This is a genomic window from Microbulbifer sp. CnH-101-G (assembly GCF_052466775.1).
Map to the genome: position 1 here is coordinate 3247171 of NZ_CP174292.1, position 25703 is coordinate 3272873.

Below are 25703 nucleotides of genomic sequence, written 5' to 3' on the forward strand. Positions count from 1 at the left end.
CGGGCCCGATAGCCACCTGGGGTATCGGGCTGCCAGGTTCACAATTCTGCGGCGCACTATTGATTCGACGAGACCGCCTGGCCCAGCGCCTTTCTATCAATCGACTTCCGCACGCCTTGGGGGAAAGATGTCACTACTCAAGAAAACCTTTATCGCATCCATCGGCTTGTTTGCCAGCTTTAGCGCTGCCGCCATGGATCAGAAAGATTTCAAGAAGGCTTTTCGGGCTCTGCCTACAGAAAATGTCTCTGAGAGGCTGACTGCCCTGCAAGACCTGCGTTATCGCTGGATTATGGAGAGCTTTCCCAGCCGGGCCACTTATGAGGGCTATCCAGGCCAAAATGATCGCTGGGTGGATAATTCAAGCAGGGCCATTCAACAGCGGCAGGAACAGACTCGTCAGCTATTAGGCGCAACCAGAAACCTAAACGTTGACGCACTGCCCGAGCAACAACGGCTCGACTATCAGCTGCTCTACCAGGATCTCCTCGGCGAGGTAAAGGGCTTTCAGTTTCCTGAACACCTGCAACCCATCACCCATATGAGCGGCATCCAGCGCTATGTGCCGAGCGTGCTTAACAGCATGCCGCGCAGTAAGGTTGCTGATTACGAAGAGATTCTGGCGCGCTTGTCAAAGCTTCCAACTTTGGTAACACAAACACAGGCCCTGATGCAGCAGGGGTTAAGTAATGGAGTTACCCCACCGCAAATCACCCTGCGTGACTTACCGCGGCAGATCCGCGCGCTGACCCCCAAAAATCCCGAGCAGAGCCCTCTGCTCAGTGCTTTCGCAGAAATGCCCAAAGCGATCCCCCAAGCGAAACAAAAGAGCCTGCGCCAACGGGCCTTGGCCATCTACAACAGCCAGTTGCTACCAGCTTGGCGGGACATGGCGGAATTTATCGAGAGAGAATATATTCCCGGAGCACAGAAAGACATTGCCCTCAGCAGCCGCCCCGATGGCCTGCGCTGGTATGCGCACAAAGTAAATGAGAACACCACCACTGACTTAAGCCCGGAAGAAATTCACCGCATTGGCCTGGCCGAGGTGAAGCGTATCCGCGGTGAAATGGACATGATTATTCAGAAGACCGGCTTTAAGGGCGACTTCAAAGCGTTTACCGAATTTTTGCGTACCGACCCGCGCTTCTATCATACCAGCCGCGAGGATTTGCTAAGAGACTACCGGGATATCGCCAAGCGTATCGACGGCGAGTTACCCGCGCTGTTTGGCACCCTGCCCAGATTGCCCTATGGAGTAAAACCCATTCCCAGCTATTCAGAGCAATCACAGACCACGGCCTATTACCAGCCGGGCTCCAATGAAGCCGGGCGTGCGGGTATTTTCTATGCCAATACCTATAACCTGCCCAGCCGCCCCAAGTGGGAAATGGAGGCGCTGACGGTGCACGAGGCCATGCCTGGCCACCATTTGCAGATTGCCCTGGCCCAGGAGCAAGCCGATATCCATCCATTGCGGCGTATGGCACTTTACACCGCCTTTGTGGAAGGCTGGGGGCTGTATTCCGAGAGCCTCGGTTATGACCTGGGTTTGTACAGGGACCCCTATAGTGAATTCGGAGCCCTGACCTACGATATGTGGCGCGCAGTGCGTCTAGTTGTAGACACCGGCATGCATCAACTGGGCTGGAGCCGGGAGCAGGCGATTGACTACTTTATGGATAATAGCGCCAAACCTCTGCACGACGTCACCGTGGAAATTGACCGCTACCTGGTTTGGCCCGGACAGGCCCTGGCCTACAAATTAGGGCAATTAAAAATAAAAGAACTGCGCACAACAGCGGAACAGGAACTCGACAATAATTTTGATATTCGCAGCTTCCACGACGCCCTTTTAGGTGCTGGTGCACTGCCACTCAATATTCTTGAGGAGCGTATGCAAGCATGGATAGAAAATCAGGGCTCTGCATCGGCCCAGGCAATTCCTCCTTCAGTCCTGCAGACCTCTGAGGGCTAGAAAAAATAAAAGGGCAGGAATTTCCTGCCCTTTTTTATTACCTGGTAGCTACCATAAGAGCTCTATCCATTTATTCACCACTCAGAAGATGCAGACAGATAAATTGAACGGGGCTCTCCAGGAAAATATCTGTCACCAGTAAAATCACTGTAATCCGCCCGCTCCGCATAGGCTTTATTGGTAAGATTTAACACCCTTGCAGATAGGGTCCAGCGATCAGTTTTCCACTGGGCTCGAAAATTCAATAAATTGTGCCCAGAATATGCATGCTGATTTTGGGGGTCAGTGTAATAGCGCCCCTGGTGCAACCACTCTAGCTCGGTTGTGATCTCCTGCCGAGGTAGCCACTGCAAGCGATAGTTACCAAATGCTCTTGGAGCCGAGTCCACCAGATTGCCATTCAGCAATACGCCCTGCAGCTCTCGCTTGTCTCGATAGCGGTGCTCGGCATAGCTAGACGAAGTCTCAAGTCGCCAGTTCTGAGCAAATGCATAGCCAAGTGCCAGCTCCACACCGCGGTGTGAAGTTTTTCCATTGGATTGGTTAAAGTACTCCGTATCCCGAAAAATCACATTGCGCTTGCGCATACCATAAGCGACGAATTCATAGGAAAGGCGATTGTTAAAGGCTCGCACCCCCAGTTCAATGCTGCTGACCTCCTCGGAATCCAGCTCGGCGACTGTTTGCTCCCGCTGTAAACGATAGAGCTCTGTTGCCTGGGGAGCCCGATACCCCTGAGCAATATTGGCAAAAAACTGCAATCCTGGTGCGAAGTCGTAAGTGGCACCTAATTTGGGGGACAGATTCTGGAAACTGTCTTTACGGTCTTCTGGCCGATTAAACCTGCAACCACCAAAGCCACACGAGCGGCCATCTTCCGTCGTACGGCCAGACAACATTTTATTGTTATAGTCATACTGCAACGACTCGAAGCGCACCCCGCCGTAAAGTGTCCATGTATCGGTCATAGTCCAGGTGGCTAAAGTAAAAGGCGCTACGCTAAAAGCATCAACTTGATAGTCATAGTGCTTGCCAAGCGGAATAGTCTCCCGCAAAAAATCTGATCCTTCCGTCGGATTTTTCTGTAACTCACGTAAATGGCCGCGGGTAAATTCTGCATCAAGCCCAGCGATAACTTCGAGGTCATCACTCAAGGCAAAGAGGTAACTGCCTCGCAACCCGATACTCTCCTGACCATTTTCCTCCAATGCCTGCCCGGGCAAATAGTGCTGCAAAAAACGCATATCGGTTTTGCGCAGGTAGGGGGTCAATTGAAGTTGGCCGCCCTTGCTTCGATCCATAAGTATTTGGGAGGAAAGCCTTACAGAATAAGCATCGCGGAAAGCCTCGGGATTGCTATTTTCCCGACTGAGTGAACGTTCCCGATATGCATTCTCTCCATTGATATAGCCGGCAGTTTCCTGATTTAAATTGGATACCGCCAGCCTAGTACGCACCTGAACCCCATCAAACAAAGCCTGGTGTTGTAGTGCGATTTTCTGTTGAGCAAAACCCGAAGCGTCCCGGTAACCCCCGTCCGTAGTCAGGGACAAATCAGCCCTTACACCCGAGTTATTTCTAAGACCAGAATCCAATGTGACATGTGCCCGGTAGTAATCATGAGGGCCCGCTTCGATCGCGACCCCACGAAAAGGCAACCCTTCCCGCCCTCCCACTTCCGGGCTGATCAGGTTTATCACACCATGCATAGCATTAGAGCCATAGAGGGTACCTGCCGGCCCTCGTATCACTTCAATGCTGCGAGCCGATTCGCTGTGCGATTCAAATAATTCATTAATATTACAAAAGCCCTTGGCTCGCAGGGGGATACTATCTTCCAGGCTCAAAACACTACCGCAGGCGCCGGCACCACTAAGTACCGGAGAGCGCAGCGAGGGAAGATATTCCTGGCCATTTCCCCTCGCCAGATTGACACCGGGAACACTCTGCAATGCTTGCTGAATATGGTTGTGGGATATCAGCTCCAGATGTTCGGCGCTGAGGACAGAAAGGCTCTCCGGATATTCCCCGATATTTTTTTCAAAGGGGCTCGCCGTGACCACTAATGACTCAAGATAAGCCTCTTGTGAAAAGACCGGCAAACAAACCGACAACAGTGAAATTCCAACAATTTTGGCTAACCTATCCCTGGTTCCCATCCTATCTACCACCATGCTTTCCCAAATTAGCGCCAGGGATAACAGGTCAAAGCACAGAAGGTCAATAAAGATTTATTGGCCTATGTTAATAAGTCATAAAAACTTTTCATACCAGTGCTTTTATCCCCAGCCAACCTTTCGCTCTTGGCGGCTAGTTACTAGCTAACCTTTGGTAACGACCAGCATTTTTAGCTGGCTAAAAAGACAGACGCCAAGAGAGGACTACTATGGCCTGGTTTTACCTTTTGCTGGCTGGGTTTTGCGAAATAGGTTGGGTAATGGGATTGAAAATTTCCCAAGCGAGCACAACACGCTTGCTGGGCATTCTTATGGCGATACTTTTTATCGGCGTAAGCGGCTTTCTCCTATGGCTTGCCCAGCGGGAAATCCCTATCGGTATTTCATATGCCGTATGGACCAGCATCGGCGCCGCTGGGGCATTTATTGTAGGAGTGATTTTCTTTGACGACTCCGCCAGTATCGGACACTGCCTGGGTATAATCTTAATTATCGCCGGTGTTGTGACATTAAAATTATCCAGCTGAATAATCATTGTCTGGGGGACATAGCCCCCAAACAATGAAGTTATCACTCTCCAGAATACTTCCTTTTACGTGCCTGATCCTGCACCGACCGATAGAGCTGGGAGAGCGCTTTATCACCGGCGCGCTTTTGCGCCAAGGTTTGGTGATTGATATGAAGCTCCCGATGCAATTTCTCCCAGTTGCGCAAGCGGCGCTCATCCAATGTGCCTCCCGCAAGGGAAGCAAGTACTGCACAACCAGGTTCAGAACGGTGCCGGCAATCAGAAAAGCGGCAGCGCTGTGCCAATGACTCTATATCGGCAAACGCCTGTGCCACTCCCTCTTCGACATGCACCAAGCCCAACTCGCGCATCCCTGGGCTATCAAGCAACAATGCGCCACAATTGAGAGGGAAGAGCGTGCGACTGCGGGTAGTATGCCGCCCCTTACTGTCGTCTTCACGAATGGTTCCCGTAAGCGCCAGATCGGCTCCACTTAAGGTGTTGAGCAGAGTGGATTTCCCCACCCCTGATGAGCCCAGCAGGGCGATCGTCTCTCCAGGCAGGCACCATTCGCGCAAGGGCGCCACGCTGTCGCAGTCCAGACTGTTGACTAGCACCACGGGCAGCTCTTTGTAGGAACGCAAGGCCTCCAGATAACCACTCGGATCTGCACAGAGATCGGCTTTACTCAATACCAAACAGGGGCGACAGCCAGATTCCCGCACCAGTGCGAGATAGCGTTCAATGCGAGACAGGTTAAAGTCTTCGTTTAGTGATGAAACGATAAAAACACTATCTACATTGGCGGCAATTAACTGTCGCTGCAGAGCCCCAGGCGCCATTCGCTGAAACAGGCTGTTGCGCTCCAGACACCGGACGAAGCGATTATCGTCCCGCCCCAGTAGCAACCAATCCCCAATAGTTAAAGACTCCGCAGCCAATGATGGCGTTAGCGACAGGGTTAGCGCACCTTCTTCGCCAGCCAGTTCAAGTTGGCTGCGATGCACTGCCATCACCCGCATAGGTATACAGCTCCCTAGCTCATCGAGAGAGAGTTGCTGTTGGAAAAAAGACTTCCAGCCAAGTGCTCTTAGAGGTGACGTCGTGTGCTTGCTTGAGGCGCGCACAGAATTGCTACCGCAGCCAGTCTGAGGGCGACGGGAAAAGTATGATTTACTCAAAATTGAAATCCTCTGGGCACAAAAAAGTGCCTAGCAACCGTCATGTACGGTCAACAGAGCTTTCTTGTGAGAAAGCCCGACGTTAAGAACAAGATCGCCGGACTGAGCAGTTGGTTTACTGCTGGGGAGCCCGGCGGAGGTTGGAAACAATCATCAAAAGTCCTCCGCTGGTTAAGTGAATAAGAAACTTAGCATCACTGTCTTTTATAGACAAGTATCTGGGCGGGGCAGGTTAAGAGTGTTGGCGGGGCAAAAAATCTATAAGACTTCCCCGCTACAAAAAGCAAAGCCGGCAAAAGCCGGCCTTCGAATCCGATTACAGCAGGTGCATCACCTTTCTCGACCCACAGTAACCTGATCAGTAGAGTATAGAACCGACTTTCCTTCTCGCCACTTCTTCTACTCGCGAATCATCTTGTCTAGCGCGCATTGCCACAAGATGACGATTTTATAAAGGTTTTATGACACCCCCAACCACCTCCCCCAGACCTCCACCTCCTCGGGGTGGGAGGCCGTCAATGCGTGACTGCGATTCAATACCAACTGAGAGAACCGCAACAAGTACAAAAAAAATGGGAAGCGCTATGCCAACAACAAAATTTACAGGCCCCGGCACAAGGGCGGGGCTGATTCTGGGGGCAGTCTTCTGCTCCATCCAATTACCGGTTTGGGCATCTGATACACCAGATCCCACAGAGGTCAATATTCCCGGCAACCTACAAAGCCAACTGGGCTGCGATGGCGACTGGCAACCAGGTTGTGTCACCACCCTGCTCAGCTATGACAGCGAAGACGACAAATGGCAAGGCCACTTTTGGATACCCGTCGGCAACTGGGAGTACAAAGCCGCACTCAACAACAGCTGGGATGAAAACTATGGCTCGGGCGGCCAGCGGGACGGCGGTAATATTTCCCTCAGCCTGGATGAGGCCCGCGAAGTTAAATTTATCTACGACCACGAGACTCACTGGATCACCGACAACCACAATAGCGTGGTCGCCGCTGTAGCCGGCAACTTCCAATCCCTGCTCGGGTGTCCGGGAGACTGGCAACCCAGTTGCCTGCGCAGCTGGATGCAGGATGCCGATGGAGATAGCACCTACACCTTTATCACCTCAGCGCTTCCTGCCGGCTCCTATGAATTCAAGGTAGCCCTGCACGAAGGCTGGGAGGAGAGCTACGGCAACAATGGAGCCAACGTCAGCTTTACCGTGGCTGCCGATTACGATGAAATCTACTTTGCTTTTGACTCGAATAGTAAAGAAGTCACCGTCAGCAGTGATGGCTTCGCCAAGGGTGACCTGAGCAGCGATAAAGCGCACTGGGTGGATAGCAGCAGCTTTGCCTGGGATATCCAGGTGCAGGAAGGCATCGAGGTTAAATTGCACTACAGCAACAGCGCCGAGCTAAAACTGGAGGACGGTGATATCCGTTCCGATGGCACCATCGATCTCACCCCTCTCGCCACCCTGCCCGACAGCGCCCAACAAAAATTCCCGCACCTGGCCAGTTTCAGTGCCTGGCAATTGCCGGGGCAGGCTTCCACTGGTGATCTGGTCACCCAGCAACTCGCCCTCGCCGCTTACGATGCGGAGGGCACGTTACTGGATGCGACTGGTGTGCAGATGGCCGGTGCGCTCGATGATCGCTTCTACTACGACGGTGAACTCGGTGCCCGTGTCGGCGAGGAGAATATCCAGCTCGATCTTTGGGCTCCCACCGCACGGGCAGTAAAGCTGCACCTGTTTACAGACCCCAGCAGTGATAGCGCCGATCAGGTGGTATCCATGCTGCGCGATGAATCTACCGGGGTTTGGAGTGCCGATATCGATAAGCAGTGGGACCGCAGCTTTTACCTCTACGAGGTCGAGGTGTATTCCTACTTCAGCCGTCAGATTGAAACCAACCTGGTCACCGACCCCTACTCCCTGAGTCTCTCCATCAATAGCGGCAAAAGCCAGATCGTCAACCTGGATGACCGGGACCTGATGCCGCGCGGTTGGGACCGCCTGCGCAAGCCCAAGTTAACCCAACCGGAAGATATCAGTGTCTACGAGCTGCACGTACGCGATTTCAGTATTGCGGATCAAACTGTCCCCGAAGCAGAGCGCGGCACCTTCAAGGCTTTCACCCGCAAGCACAGCGACGGCATGCGCCACCTCAATAAACTGGCCCGCGCCGGCCTCACCCATATCCACCTGCTGCCGGCCTTTGACTTTGCCACAGTCAATGAGGATCGCACCCAGCAGCAGCAAACCCCGGACCTCTCAGACTACGCATCGGACAGCGGCGAGCAGCAGGCCCAGGTAGATGCTGTTCGCGATAGCGATGGCTTTAACTGGGGCTACGATCCATTGCACTACACGGTCCCCGAAGGCAGCTATAGCAGCGCTCCCGATGGACCTGTGCGCATTCGCGAATTCCGTCAAATGGTGCAAGGGTTATCCCACTCCGGCCTGCGGCTGGTGATGGACGTGGTTTACAACCACACCAGCTCCTATGGCCAATACGACAACTCCGTACTCGATAAAATCGTCCCCGGCTATTACCACCGCCGCAATCTGGAGGGCGGAGTGGAGATGAGCAGCTGCTGCGCAAATACCGCCAGTGAGCACGCCATGATGGAAAAGCTGATGATCGATTCCCTGGTCACCTGGGCCCGGGCCTACAAGGTGGACAGCTTCCGTTTCGATCTGATGGGACACCACAGCCTCAACAATATCCTCAAAGCGCAAGCGGCACTGCAATCACTGACCCCGGCAACCGATGGTGTCGATGGCAACGCTATCTACCTGTACGGCGAGGGCTGGAATTTTGGCGAGGTGGCTGACGATGCTCGCTTTGTACAGGCCCGCCAGGGCAATATGGCGGGCAGCGGTATAGGCACTTTTAACGATCGCCTGCGCGATTCCGTGCGTGGCGGCAACCCCTTCGGAGGCTTTGAGGAGCAGGGCTTTGGTACCGGTCTGTTCACCGATAGCAACGGCAAGTTTGAGGGAGAAGATGAGCGTGCCACACTGCTAACCCTGGCAGATAAAGTCCGCGTTTCCCTCGTCGGCAACCTGGCGGATTATCCTTTTGAAGATGCCAACGGCAATATCATTACCGGCAGCGAGCTGGTCTATAACGGCCAGCCCACCGGCTATACCGCCGACCCGCAGGAATCCATTAATTATATTGCTGCCCACGACAACGAGACGCTGTTCGACGGAGTACAGATCAAAGCCAGCGACAGCGCCGGCTTGGCTGAACGAGTGCGTATCCAGGCATTCAGTAATTCCCTGGTTCTGTTCGCCCAGGGAGTGCCGTTTATCCACGCAGGCCAGGATTTCCTGCGCTCAAAGTCGATGGATCGGGACAGTTACAACTCCGGTGACTGGTTTAATGCACTGGACTTCAGCCTCGCCACCGATAATTGGGGTGCGGGTTTACCTATTGCAGATAAAAACGAAGATAACTGGTCCTTAATGCAACCTTTACTGGCGAACCCGGAATTGGCTCCCGAGCGCCGGCACCGCTTGTGGAGCTCCGCTCTATTCCGCGAGCAGCTGGCGATTCGCTACAGCTCTCCCCTGTTCCGCTTGTCTGATGCAAAGTCCGTAGAGGCACATCTCAATTTCCTCAACACCGGACCCGACCAGATTCCTGGGCTGATTGTGATGGAGTTATCCGATTCCAATGGCAACATCGATCGCCGCTTTGAACGTATTGTGGTGCTGTTTAATAGCGATGACGAATCATTGGATTTTACCAGCGAAAACCTCATTGGTGAGTACCTGTTCAAGCATCCACGTCAGCGCCGCTCGGTAGACTCACGCCTGCGCGGAGTGAAGTTTGATAGAGACACAGGCACCTTTACTCTGCCCGGCCGTACTACCGCCGTATTTATACAGCCACGGCGAAGAAAGTAATCTCGCGAAAAAATAAAAAAGGCCGGAATTTCCGGCCTTTTTTATTGGGGGTGCTTTAAGAAGAAATAATTATTTTTCCTCGCCCTCTTCCTCATCCCCATTTTCAAACAAGTGACCGAGCTTGCCTTTCTTGGTGGAGAGGTACTTGGCATTGTGCGGATTGCGCCCTGACTGATGTGGCAAACGTTCGGTGACTTCTATCCCCAAATCCTGCAAGGCTTTCACTTTGCGCGGGTTATTGGTCATCAGGCGAATGGCGTGGATGCCCAGGTGATCAATCATCGCTTTGAGAATCGAGTAATCACGCATGTCGGCACCAAAGCCCAACTGCTCATTAGCTTCCACCGTATCCGCACCACAATCCTGCAAGTGGTAAGCACGAATCTTATTCAACAGGCCGATACCACGGCCCTCCTGGCGGAGATAAAAAATAGCTCCACGCCCCTCCATCGCTATGCGATGCATCGCATGTTGCAGCTGTGCACCACAGTCACAACGCAGGGAGAAAAGTGCATCCCCGGTCAGGCATTCCGAGTGAATACGGGCCAACAGAGGCTCTTCGGTATCGAAGTCACCCATGGTGAGCACGACATGCTCCTTGCCAGTTTCCACTTCCTCGAAACCATGCATCTCAAACATGCCCCAAGAGGTTGGCAATTTTGAGGATTCCACATAACGAATGGTCAACTTAATACCTCTTCACGTCAGTTGCGGGCGCGCAGTATCAGCACACCCCTCTGCTGTTCCATATCTAACCGGCCGAGAAAACTGTTTCCCAGAAGCACCACTTGGGGAAAGTTATCAGGATGCACGGTAGCTTCTACATTGTGCAATTTAATGCCACCGATAGTGACACTGCTGAGATTGATCAAATAAGCACTAGTGATACCACTGGCGGTCGACACCGGTATACGTTTGGCGCCGTTGAGATTTAAGCGCAGGCGCTGGGCGGTGGGGTAATTGATTGCCAGGGTGGTCGCCCCAGTATCCACCATCACCGGTACCCGCATCCCATTGATCCAGGCATCGGTATTGAAGTGACCGCGACTATCTCCCATCAAGCGCACCTCGGCGCGTTCGGCCTGGGCATAGCTGGCGGCGATGGGCGCATCCAGGGTGAGCTTCTGCTCTTGTCCATTCACACGGATGTGGGCGTAGCTGGTGGTGGCTTCTATCAGGCCAACTCCTTCCGGTGATTGTTGACCCGCCTTGAGAATACGCTGACGGCCATCGATTTCCAGCATGGCGCTATCGCCAAACAAACCCTTCAGTTGTACCTGTTGTGCCCAAGCGGTGCTGGAAACCAATAAGCCCAGCAGAAGCCAAAATGCCTTGTGCATCGATAATCCCTATCCGCTAAGCCCCAACTAACTAAGCCCCAACAAAAAACACGGTTATCTGTAATATCAAAGCCGCATAAACCGCAGCCAGTATATCGTCGAGCATAATTCCGACGCCACCTTGTACACGCCGATCTGCCCAACCGATGGGCGGCGGCTTGGCGATATCGAACAGGCGAAAGAGTACAAAACCGTAAAGTGCCCAAATCCAGCCGGCCGGGGCCATAAACATTGTGAGCCAGTAGCCCACCATCTCATCCCAAACAATGCCACCGTGGTCGTGCACACCGAGTTTCTTTGCTGCGGCCCCGCACAGGTAACATCCCACCAGGCCCGTCACCACAAGGATTCCCAAATACCAGGCCGCGGAGAGATCCTTCATCAGCCACCAAAAGGGTATGGCTACCAGGGTGCCGAAAGTACCCGGCGCCTTGGGTGCCAACCCCGAGCCAAAGCCAAAAGCTAAAAGCATAGTGGGATCGCGCAAAAGCTCGGAAAAACTGGGGTTATGTATTCTCATAGTCTTATTTCCAAAGCCGCTACCGGCACTTCCCGGTTAATGCCACCTAAAAATGCTTATAACCTGTCGCAGGTGGCGACCAGGGACTGCCATTATGCCAGCAACGCACTTCGGCCTCGCCCTCTGCAAGGGTGCCGATAGCAGTTACGTTCAGGTCCAGTTGTTCCAGGTCCGCAACCCGCTGCTGCGGAACGGTAAAACAGAGTTGGTAGTCATCGCCACCGCCTGTAGCCAGAGTTGTTGCTTTCTCTGCGGCAAGAGTCCGCGCCAAGGGAGAAACGGCTAATCGCTCCAGATGAATATCGGCACTGACACCGCTGGACTCACAAATATGTCCCAGGTCCGCGAGCAGACCATCAGAGATATCCAGGGCCGCACTGGCCAGCTTGGCAATCGCCGCAGCCAGAGGGAATTGGGGTTCGGGATAATAGAAGGCGCGCTCGCATTGCAACTGCAATTCGGGGGGTACCCGCTGCTCTCCCAGGATTACTGGCAAAGCGGCGGCAGCGGCACCTAGAGGGCCGCTGACATAAACGTGATCACCGGGGCGGGCACAGTCTCGGCGCAGCGGCGAATCCGTGTGTCCGATCACCTGAATGGTGATCGACAGTGGGCCCGCGGTGGTATCGCCCCCTACCAGGGAAACACCAAACTGGGCCGCGGTCTGCAGTAGGCCACCGGCAAATTTGCGCAGCCAAACCGCATCACTGTGAGGCAGGGTCAGGGCCAGGGTAAACCAGAGCGGGCGCGCATTCATTGCCGCCAGGTCACTGAGATTAACCCTGAGTGCGCGTGCGGCAATCGCGGCGGGGTCCGCATCTGCGGGAAAGTGCCGGCCGGCCACCAGGGTGTCCATAGAGGTGGCCAGCTGCCCCGAGGCCGGTGCCTGTAACAGGGCGCAGTCATCGCCTATTCCCAGAGCAACCCCTTCGCCCACAGGAGCGCTGGCGAAATAATCGCGGATGATTTCAAACTCGCCCGGCGCAGTTCCCATAAGCGTGACTTCAGGACTTCTTGTCAGCGGCCACTTCCGCAGCGCGCAGGTCCGCGGCGGTTTTATCCAGGATGCCGTTGATGAACTTGAAAGCGTCGGTGGGGCCGAATTTTTTCGCCAGTGCCACTGCTTCGTTAATCACTACTTTGTAGGGCACATCGATGCGGTTTTTCAGTTCATAAGTGGCCATGCGCAGCAAAGCCCGGGACACCGGGTCCAGATCTTCCACTTTGCGATCCAGATGGGAGGAGTAAGCGCCTTCTACTTCGTCGAGGTTCTTGGCAACCCCGTGGAAGATATCGCGGAAATATTCCACGTCGGCTTTGCTCATATCGTTGTCGGTATGGAACTCGGCTTCAATCGCATTGAGGCTGGCGCCGGCCATTTGCCATTGATAGAGCGCCTGCATGGCGTAGTGGCGCGCCTTGCGGCGGGCAGATGCAGTTACGGTCATTGTCTTTTCCGGTAGATACTTCTCAGAATGGGCAGCGCCGACGCAACTGGCCGGCGCTGTGGCAATTAGATTTTGCCGAGTAGGGAAACCATTTCCAGGGCGGTTTCGGCGGCTTCACAACCTTTGTTGCCAGCCTTGGTGCCGGAGCGCTCGATAGCCTGCTCAATGGAGTCCACAGTCAACACACCAAAGGTCACCGGGATACCGGTATTCAGGGATACCTGGGCCAGACCTTTGGTGCACTCACCAGCGACATATTCGAAGTGCGGAGTGCCGCCACGAATCACCGCGCCCAGTGCAATAATCGCATCAAATTTTTTGGTTTCCGCCAGCTTTTGCGCGGCCAGCGGGAATTCGAAGGCGCCGGGGGCATAGTAGATGGTGATGTCCTCTTCCTTGATGCCCTTGCGGCGCAAGGTATCGAGGGCGCCGTCTTTGAGGCTCTCAACCACAAAGCTGTTCCAACGGCTCACCAGCAGCGCGTACTTACCAGTGCTGCCGACAAAATCCCCTTCAATCACTTGAATGTTGCTCATAATGTCCAATCCGTATTTCTTTCCATACCCGTGCCATTTCAAATGCGCCGGGAAACATTCTGTTATTACTCTTCGACGTTCAAGTACTCTTCCACTTCCAGTTCAAAACCGGAAATAGCGCTGAACTTAAACGGCGCACTCATCAGGCGCATCTTGCGCACCTTGAGATCACGCAGTATCTGCGAACCGGTACCCACCTGCTTGTACACCAGATCCTGGCTGGGGCGCTGCTGCTTGCCGCTGATCAGCCAATCGATGCTCTCCTCGATTTCCTCGGTGGTCTCGTTGTGGCAGATCAATACCACCACACCTTTGCCCTCTTTCTCGATACGCTGCATCGCGCGGCGGAAAGTCCAGGGAACAAATTTTTCATCACCGCGCTGAATTGTAAGTACATCACGTAGGGTGTTACCCACATGTACACGCACCAGGGTCGGCTCCTCCGGCGTGGGCTCGCCCTTGATAAAGGCGAAGTGGCGCTCGCGGCGGGCCTTGTCGAGATAGGTGCGCAGCTTGAACTCGCCAAACTCGGTACGCACTTTACGCTCGTTCACACACTCCACGGTTTTCTCGTTGAGCGCGCGGTAAGTAATCAAGTCGGCAATAGTGCCGATCTTAAGATTGTGCTCCTTGGCAAACTTCTCCAGATCCGGGCGGCGTGCCATGGTGCCATCGTCATTCATGATTTCAACGATGACCGCGGCCGCCTCGAAACCCGCCAGGCGGGAAAGATCACAGCCTGCCTCGGTGTGGCCGGCGCGGCTCAGTACGCCACCGGGCTGGGCCATAATCGGGAAAATATGTCCGGGCTGCACGATATCGCTGGGTTTGGCATTTCTGTTGACAGCTGCGCGCACGGTACGCGCACGATCCGCGGCGGAAATACCGGTGGTCACCCCTTCGGCAGCTTCGATAGAGACGGTGAAGTTAGTGCTGAACTGGGCACCGTTATCCCGCGACATTAGCGGCAAGTCCAGCTGCTCACAGCGCTCTTTGGACATGGGCATACAGATCAGGCCGCGGGCATGGGTAGCCATAAAGTTGATGTCTTCGGCGCGCACCTGCTCCGCTGCCATCACCAGGTCACCCTCGTTTTCGCGATCCTCATCGTCCATCAGGATCACCATTTTGCCCTGGCGGATATCGTCGATCAGTTCTTCAACCGTATTTAATTCCATTGCTAACTCTGGATAAATTAATCAATTGCAAATTGAGCGGCTTTCCCTGCAGTTACACTCACCCGCCCTCACTGGCGCGGCATGCCGGGATAAAGCCAGCTAGCGCTTGTAAAACCCGTTCTGGGCGAGAAATTCGAGCGTCATACCACCTTCGCTGGATTTGGCCGCCTCCTCACCGAGAAGCAGGCGCTCCAGATAACGCGCGATCAGGTCCACCTCAAGGTTGACCCGGGTGCCGGCGGCATAGCCCTGCATAATCGTTTCCTGCAGGGTATGCGGCACAATGGTGAGTTCAAACTCAGCGCCGTCCACCGCGTTAACGGTGAGACTGGTACCGTCGACGGTAATCGAGCCCTTGTGGGCAATATAACGAGCCAGATTATCCGATGCGCGCAGGCGAAAACGCTCGGCACGGGCCTCGGATTTACGCCATATCACCTCGCCGATACCGTCCACATGGCCGCTGACAATATGGCCGCCAAGGCGGGTTTGTGGGGTCAATGCCTTCTCCAGGTTGACCCTATCCCCGCGCTTCCAGCTGCTGACACTGGTGACATCCAGCGTCTCCGCAGAAACATCCGCCCAATAGCCATCACCGGGCAGCTCCACTACGGTCAAACAGACCCCGTTGGTGGCGATACTATCGCCAAGCTGTACATCGGCGAGGTCCAGTTTCCCGCTCCTAACGCGCACGCGCAGATCACCACCGCGCGGCTGCAGATCAGCAATCTCGCCGACCGCTTCAATAATTCCAGTAAACATCAGCGCTCGATATCCGTGGTTGCGGTGATGCGCCAGTCGTGACCGACCGCGCGCATATCGGTAATCGTAATCGGCAGCACCGAGCCCATACGCTCGATGGGCAATTCAAACAGCGGCCGCGCCGTGCTGCCGAGCAGCTTGGGCGCCAGATAGACAATCAATTCGTCTACGTGCCCCCGGTAGAGAAACTCACCGGACAGGATCGCACCGCTTTCTATCAGTACTTCATTGCACTCGCGTCGGGCCAACTCTTTGAGCAGGGCGAGCAGGTCTACCCGACCGTCCTTGTCCTGAGGCAAAACGATAACTTCGGCACCGGCTTTTTCCAGGCGCTGACGGCGCTCTGGATCGGCGCGCTCAGTAGTGCACACCAGTGTGGGGGCGTCCCCCTGCAAAATAAAGGCCTTTGCCGGCGTGCGCAGCTGGCTGTCGACAATAACGCGCAGGGGCTGAACTTCTGCAGCCTGTTCCGCTTCGAGCAGCTCCAGCGCCATCTCATCCGCGCGCACATTGAGATTCGGGTTGTCGAATCGCACAGTCTCTACGCCGGTTATAACGGCACAACTGCGCGCACGCAGGCGCTGCACATCGGCGCGCGCAGCCGGGCCCGAAACCCATTTGGATTCACCGCTGGCCATGGCGGTGCGACCATCTAAACTCATTGCAGATTTGCTGCGCACCAGGGGTAACCCCAAAGTCATACGCTTGATAAAACCCGGGTTGAGCGCGCGGCAGCGCTCTTCCAGCACTGGCCCCTCTACCTCAATGCCCGCATCGCGCAGTTTCTGCAAACCGCTTCCGGCAACCCTGGGATTCGGGTCTTCCATACCGTATACCACACGGGCGACACTCGCCTGTACCAGAGCCTCGGCACAGGGACCTGTGCGGCCACTGTGGCTACAGGGTTCAAGGGTCACATAGACGGTGGCGCCGCGTGCCCGCTCGCCCGCATCGCGCAGGGCTTCTATTTCGGCGTGGGGTTCACCGGCGCGCTTGTGCCAGCCCTCGGCAATCACTTTGCCACTAGCATCGGTGATCACACAGCCCACGCGGGGATTCGGCATAGTGGTATAGAGACCGCGCTCCGCCAGCTGAATAGCGCGGCCCATCAGTGCCTGGGCACTCTCTACAGCCATTTGACTCATTGCGTTTGATTTTCCTTACTGGTCAGGCGCTCAATCTCTTCACTGAAGTCGCTGACATCTTCAAAGCGTCGATACACCGAGGCAAAGCGTACATAAGCCACTTCATCCAGCTCACGCAACTGCTCCATCACCAGCTCACCGATAGCCCTTGCGGGCAGCTCACGCTCGCCGGTTGCACGCAGTGCATGCTTGATCTGGGAAACCGCAGACTCCACTCGCTCAATGCTCACCGGGCGCTTTTCTACGGCGCGCTGGATGCCCGCCAGCAACTTATCTTCATTGAAAGGTTCGCGCTGGCCGTTTTGCTTGATGACTCTAGGCAACAGCAACTCGGCAGTCTCAAAGGTGGTAAAACGCTCATGACATTCGAGGCACTCACGCCGGCGGCGCACCTGATCGCCCTCCGCCACCAGGCGGGAATCGACTACTTTGGTTTCTTCTGCGCTGCAGAAAGGACAGTGCATGTGGGATCGTCCCCAGGGGAATGGAAAATGGGCCGCAGTTTATCACAGCCGTTGCCCCCTGTGACGGCACTGCACACCGCTGCAGTGCAGCACACCGTGATACAGCCATAAAAAAAGCGGCTCACCGAGCCGCTTTTTCCAGCAAAGCTAAATCAGGCTTTCTTGTACACAGGAAACTGTGCACAGATCTCCAGAACTTTTTGCTTCACATCGGCGATGGTGGCTTCAACATCGCCGCCTTCCAGCGCGTCCAGAATATCGCAGATCCAATGGGTCAGCTGCTGGGTTTCCTTCACGCCGAAACCGCGCGTGGTGATCGCCGGAGTACCGACACGCAGACCACTGGTGATGAAGGGAGAGCGCGGGTCATTAGGCACCGCATTTTTATTCACCGTGATATTGGCATTGCCCAGAGCTTCATCGGCATCTTTACCGGTGTATTCCTTACCGATCAGGTCCACCAGCATCAGGTGGTCATCGGTACCGCCGGAAACGATATTGATACCGCGGTCAAGGAAAGTCTCCGCCATAGCGCGAGCATTCTCTACCACCTTCTTCTGGTAAGCCTTGTACTCAGGGCTCATGGCTTCTTTAAAGGAAACCGCCTTGGCCGCGATAACATGCATCAGCGGGCCGCCCTGACCACCGGGGAATACCGCGGAGTTCAGTTTCTTCTCGATCTCTTCGTTGGCACGGGCCAGGATAATGCCACCGCGCGGTCCGCGCAGGGTCTTGTGAGTGGTGGAAGTCACCACATCTGCGTGGGAAATTGGCGATGGGTATTCACCAGCGGCAACCAGACCGGCTACGTGGGCCATATCCACAAACAGGTAGGCACCCACTTTGTCGGCGATTTCGCGGAAACGTGCCCAATCCATGACGCGGCTGTAGGCGGAGAAGCCGGCCACGATCATCTTGGGTTTGTGCTCCAGAGCCAGACGCTCCACCTCCTCGTAATCCACCTCGCCGGTTTCCGGATTCAGACCGTACTGCACCGCGTTGTAGATTTTGCCGGAGAAGTTGACACGGGCACCGTGGGTCAGGTGGCCGCCGTGAGCCAGGCTCATACCCAGCACGGTGTCGCCGGGGGCGCACAGGGCTTGATATACCGCTGAATTGGCCTGGGAGCCGGAATGGGGCTGTACGTTGGCGTAATCCGCACCGAACAGCGCCTTGGCGCGCTCAATCGCCAGGGTTTCCACTTTATCCACATACTCACAGCCACCGTAGTAGCGTTTGCCCGGATAACCTTCTGCGTATTTATTGGTGAGGCTGCTGCCCTGGGCTTCCATGACTTGTGGGCTGGTGTAGTTCTCGGAGGCGATCAGCTCAATGTGGTCTTCCTGGCGAGAATCCTCTTCGCGGATAGCTTCCCAGATTTCGGGATCGTAAGAAGCGAGCGTGACAGATGAATCAAACATGGTGTTCCCTCGGTAATGCGGGCTGAGTAGAGACTGGTGTAACTCGGTACCACTGTGCTCAGGCCTTGCAATTTGGCCTCAGGTGCCAACAGGCCCCACTGACTACTCAAAGAATCCTGAGCATTTTAGAAAGGCGCGCATTGTACACCAAGGTCACAGGGATTGCGCAAAAACGAAAACGCGGCCAAATGGCCGCGTTTTCACTGCTGGTTAGCTTAGAAGCGAACAACCAAAGAGCCTGACCAATAATCCACATCAGACTCGATAAAGGTATACTCTGCTTCGAATAGAACACTCTCGGTCAGCTTGAACCCGGCACCAATACCTGCCGAGGCACCACTATCTGAATATTCACCAAAACCGTCGACATCCAGCTCTTCATGGAGATAACCGAGCCGTCCCTTGAGGTAAATATCCCCCTCAGAACGGTAAGTCGCATAAATCGCCTGGGTCGCAAAAGAGTATTCCACTTCACTCCAGTAGTAATCGTACTCTCCTTCAACCAAGGAGTCAGTGAATTCGGCTTCCAGACCCCAACCCGAATTCCAGCCATAGCCAACACGAACCCCTGCATTGAGTGAGCTATCTCCGTCCGCATCGGTATTCATTACACCAAAAACTGCACCTACATAGGCGCCCTCTGCCTGAGCTGCTGCAGAACATACCAAAGCCACGGCGGCAACTTACGCGTTAAAACGAAAACGTATATCCATCCCCATATTTGTTGAGAAATAAAAATCGGGCGGATTGATTATAGGTGCCAAAGCAAAGTTTGCGAGTACACACTTACTCTGGAGAGATTTATATTTAGAGCTTAACTCAAAGTATGATCACCGAAATGACTCCAGAGGAGTCGGGTATTCTGCCTTAGAAGCCAACTTCAGAAGCGGTAGTTAAAAGACCCTGACCAAAGACCCACATCCTTTTCAAGCTGGGTGTACTCCAACTCCATCCGGCTATTGGCGGTTAAGGCAAGGCCGATACCCGCGCCAATAGCCACTCCAAAGTCATCACTGCTGTTACTGCCAACAGTCACATGCTCGTAGAGGAGACCCAGGCGTCCCTTAAAATAGAAATAGCCTTGGGACCTATAAGTCCCGTAGCCAGCCAGGGTATGCAGATCGACATCCACCTCTTTTCCCTGAACCTCGGTTTCCCCACCATATAAGGAGCCGTTATATTCGGCCTCAAGCCCCCCCTCCCCAATAGAGCCCCTCGGCAAATGTGCCAGAAGATAGCGCTAGAGTCAGGGTACCTAAGAAATTAGTTATTTTTTTCATAACTTTTCCAATTTGCCAAAGACTTAAATCACCTTGCGCCGAGTAATTTTTCTCTGTAAGCCTTTCACCGAATGGCAACGCCTCAAAAGCTACTGGATCGAAATGGCTGCCTGGAAACCCGATAAAATGGGGCTGAGAAGTAGGCAAAGAAATATCATCAAAGAGCGAGAACAAGCGGCCATGATTCTCCCCAGGTTGGAATTAGGCACAGTTCCCTAGTGGTCAAGCTTAAAGTAGCCAAAAAAACTACTTCAAATTTAGGGTATGGCATATAAACCCTATCCGGTATAGATAAATACTGTCACGACGGCTTTATTCACATAACAAGACTAAGGTTGACTCAAAACCAACTCTAAATTGCATATCACGCCATTTTTTGTCCTCCATCCTCAGACTTTCACATAGCTGATCTGGCAATTTACTTGACACTGACAATAAAACCGTAAAATTCCTTGTTTACTGCGCCAAAAGTTTTCAGCTCTAACACTATCTATTTGGTACTTGATCCACATCAATTCCCCTCTCGAGTCTGCTGGCAACAATAAGTCTCGAAACTGATCGCGGAGGTCTGGGATGAATAACATCTATCGACAGCTCTGTTTAGACCATAAAAACATGCAGCAAATGCTCAATGCCTTTGAGCGCTTGCTACAGGACCTTTTTGGGAGTAATGAGCGGGATCCTAATACCCTCTCACTAATTCTGGACGCACTGGATTATTTTTCTGTTTACCCAGACAAGTACCATCACCCGGTGGAAGACCTGATACTTGCCCGGCTACTGACCAAACCTGTGCACAATCGAAATGCGATTTATGAAGCACAGATGCAGCACGAGCAAATTGCGGCAACTACCAAGCACATGTGCGCGCTTTTCTATGCCGTAGCCAACGATGCCATGGTAGAGAGAAGAGTTTTACAAGGAGCCAGCCATACCTATTTGCAGTTGCAACGCAAACATATAGAGTTGGAAAATTCGGCAATATTTCCCCAAATGGAGCAGTACCTGGAAGTAGAAGACTGGAAACAAATACACAAGCAGGTGAAACAGCTGAAAGATCCATTCTTCGATCAAAAAACCAGAAACGTTTACGAATCTTTACGTGAGTATCTAACGCAGCCAGAATCACCCATACAGGCCTTTGCTTAGGATTGTTCAAACCACATTTCGAGCACACAGAAGGAGGAGATATGCAAATCAAACGCCACGGAATCTCCATTGGCATGGAGAGAATTGATAATGATTTCTTCCTGTATATTAAAGCCGTTGGGCAACTAACCCATGAAGATTACGAGTACATCACGCCTTTGCTTGAGTATGCCCTTGAAGGGGTCAAAAAACCAAAAGTACAAATGCTGATTGATCTGCGGGATTTTGAGGGCTGGGGTCTGCACGCGATATGGGATGAATTTAAATTGACCCTCAAACATGGCAACGAGTTCTGTCGTATTGCTGTACTAGGAGATGAGGGCTGGCAGGGGCTGGCCACCAAAGTTGGTGGATGGTTTGTGAGTGGCGAAGTGCGCTACTTTGAAAAGCAGCACGAGGCCATGGACTGGCTATCACAGGCACTGGAAAAAGAGGCAGAAAAAAAAGGTGCAGAAAAGGAATTAGCTTTCTCCACACACTCCTGATAAGTAGTGGATTAATGGGGCGGTTACGCCCCTTTTTTTTTGCCTAAGATAATCTCTTTAGGCCTCGCATAAAAATCCAGCCTCAGTGGGACACCCGTTGAAACTTACTGTCCCAGGATGGTGTCCCTATCAAAATATTATTGAGGCTCACCTCACTGCGACAAAATGAACAATAGATATTGTCATAGTGCAATTTATTCGCATGCAGTGTATTAATAACATCTACCAAAGTTGGATCATCCTTTCCAACCCTGTGGCGAATAGTCAATAGATCAGCTTCCATAACAGGCTTTATATTAGCCAACATTTTTTGATGGATAGGGTTATTTGGATCGAGTGAAGAGTAATCTTGATTGTGCTTATGTGCATTATCCAGAGCATTTTGCACATCAGTGTAAGACTCCCCTTTGATAAAAGGCCGAGTTACCCGTCCCAAAATTTGCCCGGTAGTGGTCCCATGGTATCCCTGGTATTTACTCAAAGTATAATTATGGCAAACCTTTCCTTTCTTAATCCATTCGTGATACTTCGCATTTCCAGAAAGCACACTGCTAATGCCCGGGTCACTTAAGGAATAACCATGGGGGGAGAAAAAGAAAATATTATCTCCTCCATGCCCGTTGGTGTAGAAATGCTGTTTGGTTGCAGCACCATGCGCAGAAATAACCAAATTGGAAGCCTCACCTAAGCGCTTCCCACTCGCAGTAAATATCTTAAATCTATCAAACTCTCTGACGGGCATAATCACTCCTTGGATTAGCAACTTATTTTTTCCGAATCATATACCCACAATTGCTCAATGGCAAAAATTACGCCACTAAGCTTAACGGAGGAGCCATCAAGAAAAGATCTACCCAAAATTAATCGGATACTGAAAGGATGACTAGCGCCAGAAGAATATTCACATTTACGCGCAAGAATAGATCGATGGCGGGCAATTGCTAGAGCAGGCTATGACTGGGGAATATTGGAGCACTAAGCTAGCTACTAACCCCTTCCTTGAAACGCTCGTCAGTAAAAATTGGCGAGCTAATCTCCGCCTTCATTATCGTAACCGCAGTGAGTTCCAGCCACTTCACTGAGCCCAAGCAAGTCCTGAATCTGTACAACCCTGCCATTCACCTTGATAAACCCCTGTTTCTGAAAACGGGAAAACAGCCGACTGACCGTTTCCGCAGTCAAGCCCAGATAATTGGCTATATCTGTGCGCGGCATGGATAAAATAAATTCGCAGGAAGAATACCCGCGACTGGCGTAGCGGCTGGAAATATTCATTAGCAATGCGGCCAGACGGGTATCTGCGGATCGCTTGCCAAGTAACATTAATATTTCATTTTCCTTGCGTAGCTCTTCAGAAAAAATACTGTATATCTGTTGCTGTAGAGCCGGAATCTGTTGCGCTAACAATTCCAGTTGAGAAAATGGCAACAAGCAAACACTACTGTCTTCGAGTGCCTCGGCATAGCTTGAATGAACACGCGTACTGTAAGCATCGAGTCCAAGCAATTCTCCCGGTAAAGCAAAATGTGTTACCTGAGTGTCGCCATCAGCGGCTATTACGACATTTTTAAAACTGCCAGAACGAATTGCGTAGAGGTTTTGAAATGAATCGCCAACCCGGTATAGGGATTCCCCGGCCTTAATCAGCCTCTTTTTTCCCGTGACCTGTTCAAGGCGGTCAATATCAACTTGAGACAGGCCTGCTGGTATGCATAGGCGTCTGACGGAGCAATTACTGCAACTTACCGCTGTTGATGAATCAATCATGCCCAACTGGCCGGTTAACATTTTGCAAAATTGTAACGGCATTGGCGGAGTGCGTCTTCACTTCGAAGCAAACTGCAAAATATTGGAAAAATTTTACTGAAATCAGCCAATTATATTTATCCTCGGCCTACTCTCTGAAGTTTTTAAACAACTCCAATCTTTATTTACCTCAATAGAAATCTGACCGCCGGGTACTATTCATCACAAATGGACAGTCAGAACTCTGGGCAAACAATAAAAACTGTGGGTATATCAGTGATTCGCATGCAGCATGGTGTCTATCACCATTTTTTGCTGCGCTTTGCCACTAGGGTCCGCATCCGTTTTGTAAGCACAAAACTCATTGGCCCAAGAAGAGGTGCGAACCCGCACCGGCGGATCATCACTTTCGACCACCTCCAAAACCACTTGCGCCACCTGCTCAGCAGTTTGATAAAGGCGCGCCGTCTGCTCGGGTGTACGTTGCTGAATTCCCCCCAGATACTGTTCGAAAACACCTCGATAATCCCCTTCAGCTAAACCTCCATCCGCTTGCAATTGAGACAGAACACTATTGGCAAACTCGGAATAGATGCCTCCAGGCTCAACTGCAGTGAATTGAATATTAAAACTGGGCTGGATATAGCTGGCCATAGCCTCTGTGTACCCCTCTACAGCAAACTTGGCGGCACAGTAAAGTTCATTGAACGGCTGCCCCACTAACCCGCCCACGGAGGAGATATTGATAATCCGACCGCTGCGCATCTTCCGCATATGGGCGAGTACCGCTTTGGTACAACGCACAACGCCATGGAAGTTCACATCCATTACCCACTGCATCTCTGCTTCAATGGCCATCTCCGTGGTTTTCACAAAACCGGCGCCGGCATTATTGACCAATATATCGATGCGTCCATGCTCCCGGATAATGGTATCCACAGCATTTTGAATAGTTGCCGTATTTTGCACATCCAGCGGTAAAACCCTAAGACTGTGACCACGATCGGCAACCTCAAGTAGTGGAGCCGCTTTTGCCAAATCTCTCATGGTGGCATAAACAACATATCCCAGCTCCGCCATTTTAGCGGCCAAACTCTGCCCCAATCCCGTAGATGTCCCCGTAATCAATACAACCTTGCTCATAACTTTCTCCTACCCGGAAAAAAAGTAAACTATCTGGTGTATATTACATCAACACATACAAAAGTAAACCACATAGTTTACTTGATGCAAGATATTAGCATCCCGCAGCGCTCTTCTCAGGACCTAACCCAACAGGCATAAGACTGACTTTTCAGCCAGTGAGTAGAAGCTGTTAAGATGGCCTCCAGTTTTATCTGGCTGCTTGATCAATGTAGCTTTCAGCTCAGGCAACAGCCCCAAATTTCTTTCCAATACAGTTATTACTATGAGCATCGCCGACCTGGATTTTATTAAAGCCCTGCCAAAGGCAGAGCTTCACTTGCACATTGAAGGCTCCCTGGAGCCGGAACTAATGTTCGAGCTAAGCCGACGCAATAAGATTGAGATCCCTTTTTCCAGCGTTGAAGAAATTAAGGCCGCCTATAAGTTTCACAATCTGCAGTCTTTCCTGGATATTTACTATCAGGGTGCCTCAGTCTTAATCCATGAACAGGATTTTTACGATCTGACCATGGCCTACCTGCAGCGCTGCCGTGAAGATAACGTTGTACATACAGAAATTTTCTTCGACCCCCAAACCCATACGGAAAGAGGCATTGATATCGGTGTGGTTATTCGGGGCATCCACAGCGCACTGAAAGATGCCGAATCCGAGTGGGGAATTAGCAGCCACTTGATCCTCTGCTTCCTGCGGCATCTGAGTGAGGAAGAGGCTCTCTCTACCTTGGAAGCCGCCAAGCCCTACCTGGAATTTATCAAAGGCGTTGGTCTGGATTCCTCCGAATTAGGCCACCCGCCCAGCAAATTCCAGCAAGTCTTTACTAAAGCCAAAGAATTGGGCCTGGAAAGGGTCGCCCATGCGGGAGAGGAAGGACCCGCTGAATATATTAAAGAAGCTCTGGATTTACTCGATGTAAGTCGGATAGATCACGGAGTGCGCTGTGTGGAAGATGAAACACTGATTGAGCGGCTTATAGATCAGGAGATTCCCCTCACTGTCTGCCCACTCTCGAACACTGCACTCTGTGTTTACGAGGATATGAACCAGCATCCAATTTTGCAGCTACTGGAACGCGGACTCTGTGTCACGGTAAATGCCGATGACCCAGCCTATTTCGGCGGCTACGTGAATCGCAATTACCTGGCATTGAGTGAAAGTCTGGGTATGACCAGGGAACAGGCAAAACAGCTGGCAATCAACAGCTTCAGAGCCAGCTATATTTCAGAAGCCCAAAAACAAAAATGGGTTGAGGTGATTGCCTCTATTGAGACTGTTGCGGAAGTGTAAAAAATCCCGAGAGGCCTGATCTTATACTCAACAGCAGGCCTCT

25 protein-coding genes are annotated in these 25703 nt (G+C 52.5%); 6 read left to right on the forward strand and 19 right to left on the reverse strand.

Annotated features, from left to right (window positions below; translation table 11 throughout):
- Positions 1-127 precede the first annotated feature (127 nt).
- The gene (locus tag ACJJID_RS14370) at positions 128-1978 is read left to right on the forward strand and encodes a DUF885 domain-containing protein (RefSeq protein WP_444920065.1); all 1851 of its coding nucleotides are present in this window, start codon (positions 128-130) and stop codon (positions 1976-1978) included.
- 74 nt (positions 1979-2052) lie between these two features.
- Here ACJJID_RS14370 and ACJJID_RS14375 read toward each other — a convergent pair whose 3' ends face one another.
- A complete protein-coding gene (locus tag ACJJID_RS14375) occupies positions 2053-4092 on the reverse strand; it encodes a TonB-dependent receptor (protein ID WP_444920066.1) in 2040 nt (679 codons plus the stop codon).
- 272 nt (positions 4093-4364) lie between these two features.
- Between ACJJID_RS14375 and ACJJID_RS14380 the strand changes: the two genes are divergently transcribed.
- The gene (locus ACJJID_RS14380; protein ID WP_444920067.1) at positions 4365-4682 is read left to right on the forward strand and encodes a DMT family transporter; all 318 of its coding nucleotides are present in this window, start codon (positions 4365-4367) and stop codon (positions 4680-4682) included.
- Positions 4683-4725: 43 nt separating this feature from the next.
- Here ACJJID_RS14380 and rsgA read toward each other — a convergent pair whose 3' ends face one another.
- On the reverse strand, positions 4726-5844 hold the full coding sequence (gene rsgA, locus ACJJID_RS14385; protein WP_444920068.1) for a ribosome small subunit-dependent GTPase A: 1119 nt from the start codon (positions 5842-5844) through the stop codon (positions 4726-4728).
- A 584-nt stretch (positions 5845-6428) separates the two neighbouring features.
- On the opposite strand from rsgA, the gene pulA reads away from it, so the two are divergent.
- Positions 6429-9755: a pullulanase-type alpha-1,6-glucosidase gene (gene pulA / locus ACJJID_RS14390; protein WP_444920069.1), complete on the forward strand. Its 3327-nt coding sequence runs from the start codon at positions 6429-6431 to the stop codon at positions 9753-9755.
- 69 nt (positions 9756-9824) lie between these two features.
- On the opposite strand, the gene ribA is transcribed toward pulA, so the two are convergent.
- The 14 genes from ribA to ACJJID_RS14460 form a co-directional block, all read right to left on the reverse strand.
- Positions 9825-10442 carry a GTP cyclohydrolase II gene (gene ribA / locus ACJJID_RS14395; RefSeq protein ID WP_444920070.1) on the reverse strand — a complete coding sequence of 206 codons (618 nt, stop codon included), beginning with the start codon at positions 10440-10442 and terminating at the stop codon, positions 9825-9827.
- Positions 10443-10459: 17 nt separating this feature from the next.
- Positions 10460-11095, reverse strand: a complete 636-nt coding sequence (locus ACJJID_RS14400; RefSeq protein WP_444920071.1) for a retropepsin-like aspartic protease family protein — start codon at positions 11093-11095, stop codon at positions 10460-10462.
- Positions 11096-11126: 31 nt separating this feature from the next.
- Positions 11127-11615, reverse strand: coding sequence for a phosphatidylglycerophosphatase A family protein (locus ACJJID_RS14405; RefSeq protein ID WP_444920072.1), 489 nt, complete (start codon positions 11613-11615; stop codon positions 11127-11129).
- Positions 11616-11661: 46 nt separating this feature from the next.
- Entirely contained in the window at positions 11662-12609 is a 948-nt protein-coding gene (thiL, locus tag ACJJID_RS14410; protein WP_444920073.1) for a thiamine-phosphate kinase, read from the reverse strand.
- A gap of 10 nt (positions 12610-12619) precedes the next feature.
- Positions 12620-13063: a transcription antitermination factor NusB gene (gene nusB / locus ACJJID_RS14415; RefSeq protein WP_152454909.1), complete on the reverse strand. Its 444-nt coding sequence runs from the start codon at positions 13061-13063 to the stop codon at positions 12620-12622.
- Positions 13064-13128: 65 nt separating this feature from the next.
- Complete coding sequence (gene ribH / locus ACJJID_RS14420) at positions 13129-13599, reverse strand: 6,7-dimethyl-8-ribityllumazine synthase (protein WP_444920074.1); 471 nt, start codon at positions 13597-13599, stop codon at positions 13129-13131.
- Between the two features lie 65 nt (positions 13600-13664).
- Complete coding sequence (ribBA, locus tag ACJJID_RS14425) at positions 13665-14777, reverse strand: bifunctional 3,4-dihydroxy-2-butanone-4-phosphate synthase/GTP cyclohydrolase II (RefSeq protein ID WP_252083351.1); 1113 nt, start codon at positions 14775-14777, stop codon at positions 13665-13667.
- A gap of 99 nt (positions 14778-14876) precedes the next feature.
- On the reverse strand, positions 14877-15539 hold the full coding sequence (locus ACJJID_RS14430) for a riboflavin synthase (protein WP_444920075.1): 663 nt from the start codon (positions 15537-15539) through the stop codon (positions 14877-14879).
- Positions 15539-16684: a bifunctional diaminohydroxyphosphoribosylaminopyrimidine deaminase/5-amino-6-(5-phosphoribosylamino)uracil reductase RibD gene (ribD, locus tag ACJJID_RS14435; protein ID WP_444920076.1), complete on the reverse strand. Its 1146-nt coding sequence runs from the start codon at positions 16682-16684 to the stop codon at positions 15539-15541. Before ribD ends, ACJJID_RS14430 begins: the two co-directional genes overlap by 1 nt.
- A complete protein-coding gene (gene nrdR, locus ACJJID_RS14440; RefSeq protein ID WP_444920077.1) occupies positions 16681-17148 on the reverse strand; it encodes a transcriptional regulator NrdR in 468 nt (155 codons plus the stop codon). The genes ribD and nrdR overlap by 4 nt, the downstream gene beginning before the upstream one ends.
- Positions 17149-17300: 152 nt before the next feature.
- Entirely contained in the window at positions 17301-18569 is a 1269-nt protein-coding gene (gene glyA, locus ACJJID_RS14445; protein WP_444920078.1) for a serine hydroxymethyltransferase, read from the reverse strand.
- A gap of 215 nt (positions 18570-18784) precedes the next feature.
- Positions 18785-19243 carry an outer membrane beta-barrel protein gene (locus ACJJID_RS14450; RefSeq protein ID WP_444920079.1) on the reverse strand — a complete coding sequence of 153 codons (459 nt, stop codon included), beginning with the start codon at positions 19241-19243 and terminating at the stop codon, positions 18785-18787.
- Positions 19244-19449: 206 nt separating this feature from the next.
- Positions 19450-19701: a hypothetical protein gene (locus ACJJID_RS14455; protein WP_444920080.1), complete on the reverse strand. Its 252-nt coding sequence runs from the start codon at positions 19699-19701 to the stop codon at positions 19450-19452.
- A gap of 55 nt (positions 19702-19756) precedes the next feature.
- Entirely contained in the window at positions 19757-20023 is a 267-nt protein-coding gene (locus ACJJID_RS14460; RefSeq protein ID WP_444920081.1) for a hypothetical protein, read from the reverse strand.
- A 399-nt stretch (positions 20024-20422) separates the two neighbouring features.
- Here ACJJID_RS14460 and ACJJID_RS14465 point away from each other — a divergent pair, with 399 nt between their 5' ends.
- Positions 20423-20998: a hemerythrin domain-containing protein gene (locus ACJJID_RS14465; RefSeq protein WP_152454918.1), complete on the forward strand. Its 576-nt coding sequence runs from the start codon at positions 20423-20425 to the stop codon at positions 20996-20998.
- 41 nt (positions 20999-21039) lie between these two features.
- A complete protein-coding gene (locus tag ACJJID_RS14470) occupies positions 21040-21483 on the forward strand; it encodes an STAS/SEC14 domain-containing protein (protein ID WP_444920082.1) in 444 nt (147 codons plus the stop codon).
- Between the two features lie 82 nt (positions 21484-21565).
- On the opposite strand, the gene ACJJID_RS14475 is transcribed toward ACJJID_RS14470, so the two are convergent.
- The 3 genes from ACJJID_RS14475 to ACJJID_RS14485 form a co-directional block, all read right to left on the reverse strand.
- Positions 21566-22225 (reverse strand): putative adhesin, encoded by a 660-nt coding sequence (locus ACJJID_RS14475; RefSeq protein ID WP_152454920.1) that lies wholly within the window; start codon positions 22223-22225, stop codon positions 21566-21568.
- 287 nt (positions 22226-22512) lie between these two features.
- Positions 22513-23250, reverse strand: coding sequence for a fumarate/nitrate reduction transcriptional regulator Fnr (gene fnr, locus ACJJID_RS14480; protein WP_444920083.1), 738 nt, complete (start codon positions 23248-23250; stop codon positions 22513-22515).
- A 252-nt stretch (positions 23251-23502) separates the two neighbouring features.
- The gene (locus ACJJID_RS14485) at positions 23503-24372 is read right to left on the reverse strand and encodes an SDR family oxidoreductase (protein WP_444920084.1); all 870 of its coding nucleotides are present in this window, start codon (positions 24370-24372) and stop codon (positions 23503-23505) included.
- Between the two features lie 265 nt (positions 24373-24637).
- On the opposite strand from ACJJID_RS14485, the gene ACJJID_RS14490 reads away from it, so the two are divergent.
- Positions 24638-25660: an adenosine deaminase gene (locus tag ACJJID_RS14490; RefSeq protein WP_444920085.1), complete on the forward strand. Its 1023-nt coding sequence runs from the start codon at positions 24638-24640 to the stop codon at positions 25658-25660.
- Positions 25661-25703: the final 43 nt, after the last annotated feature.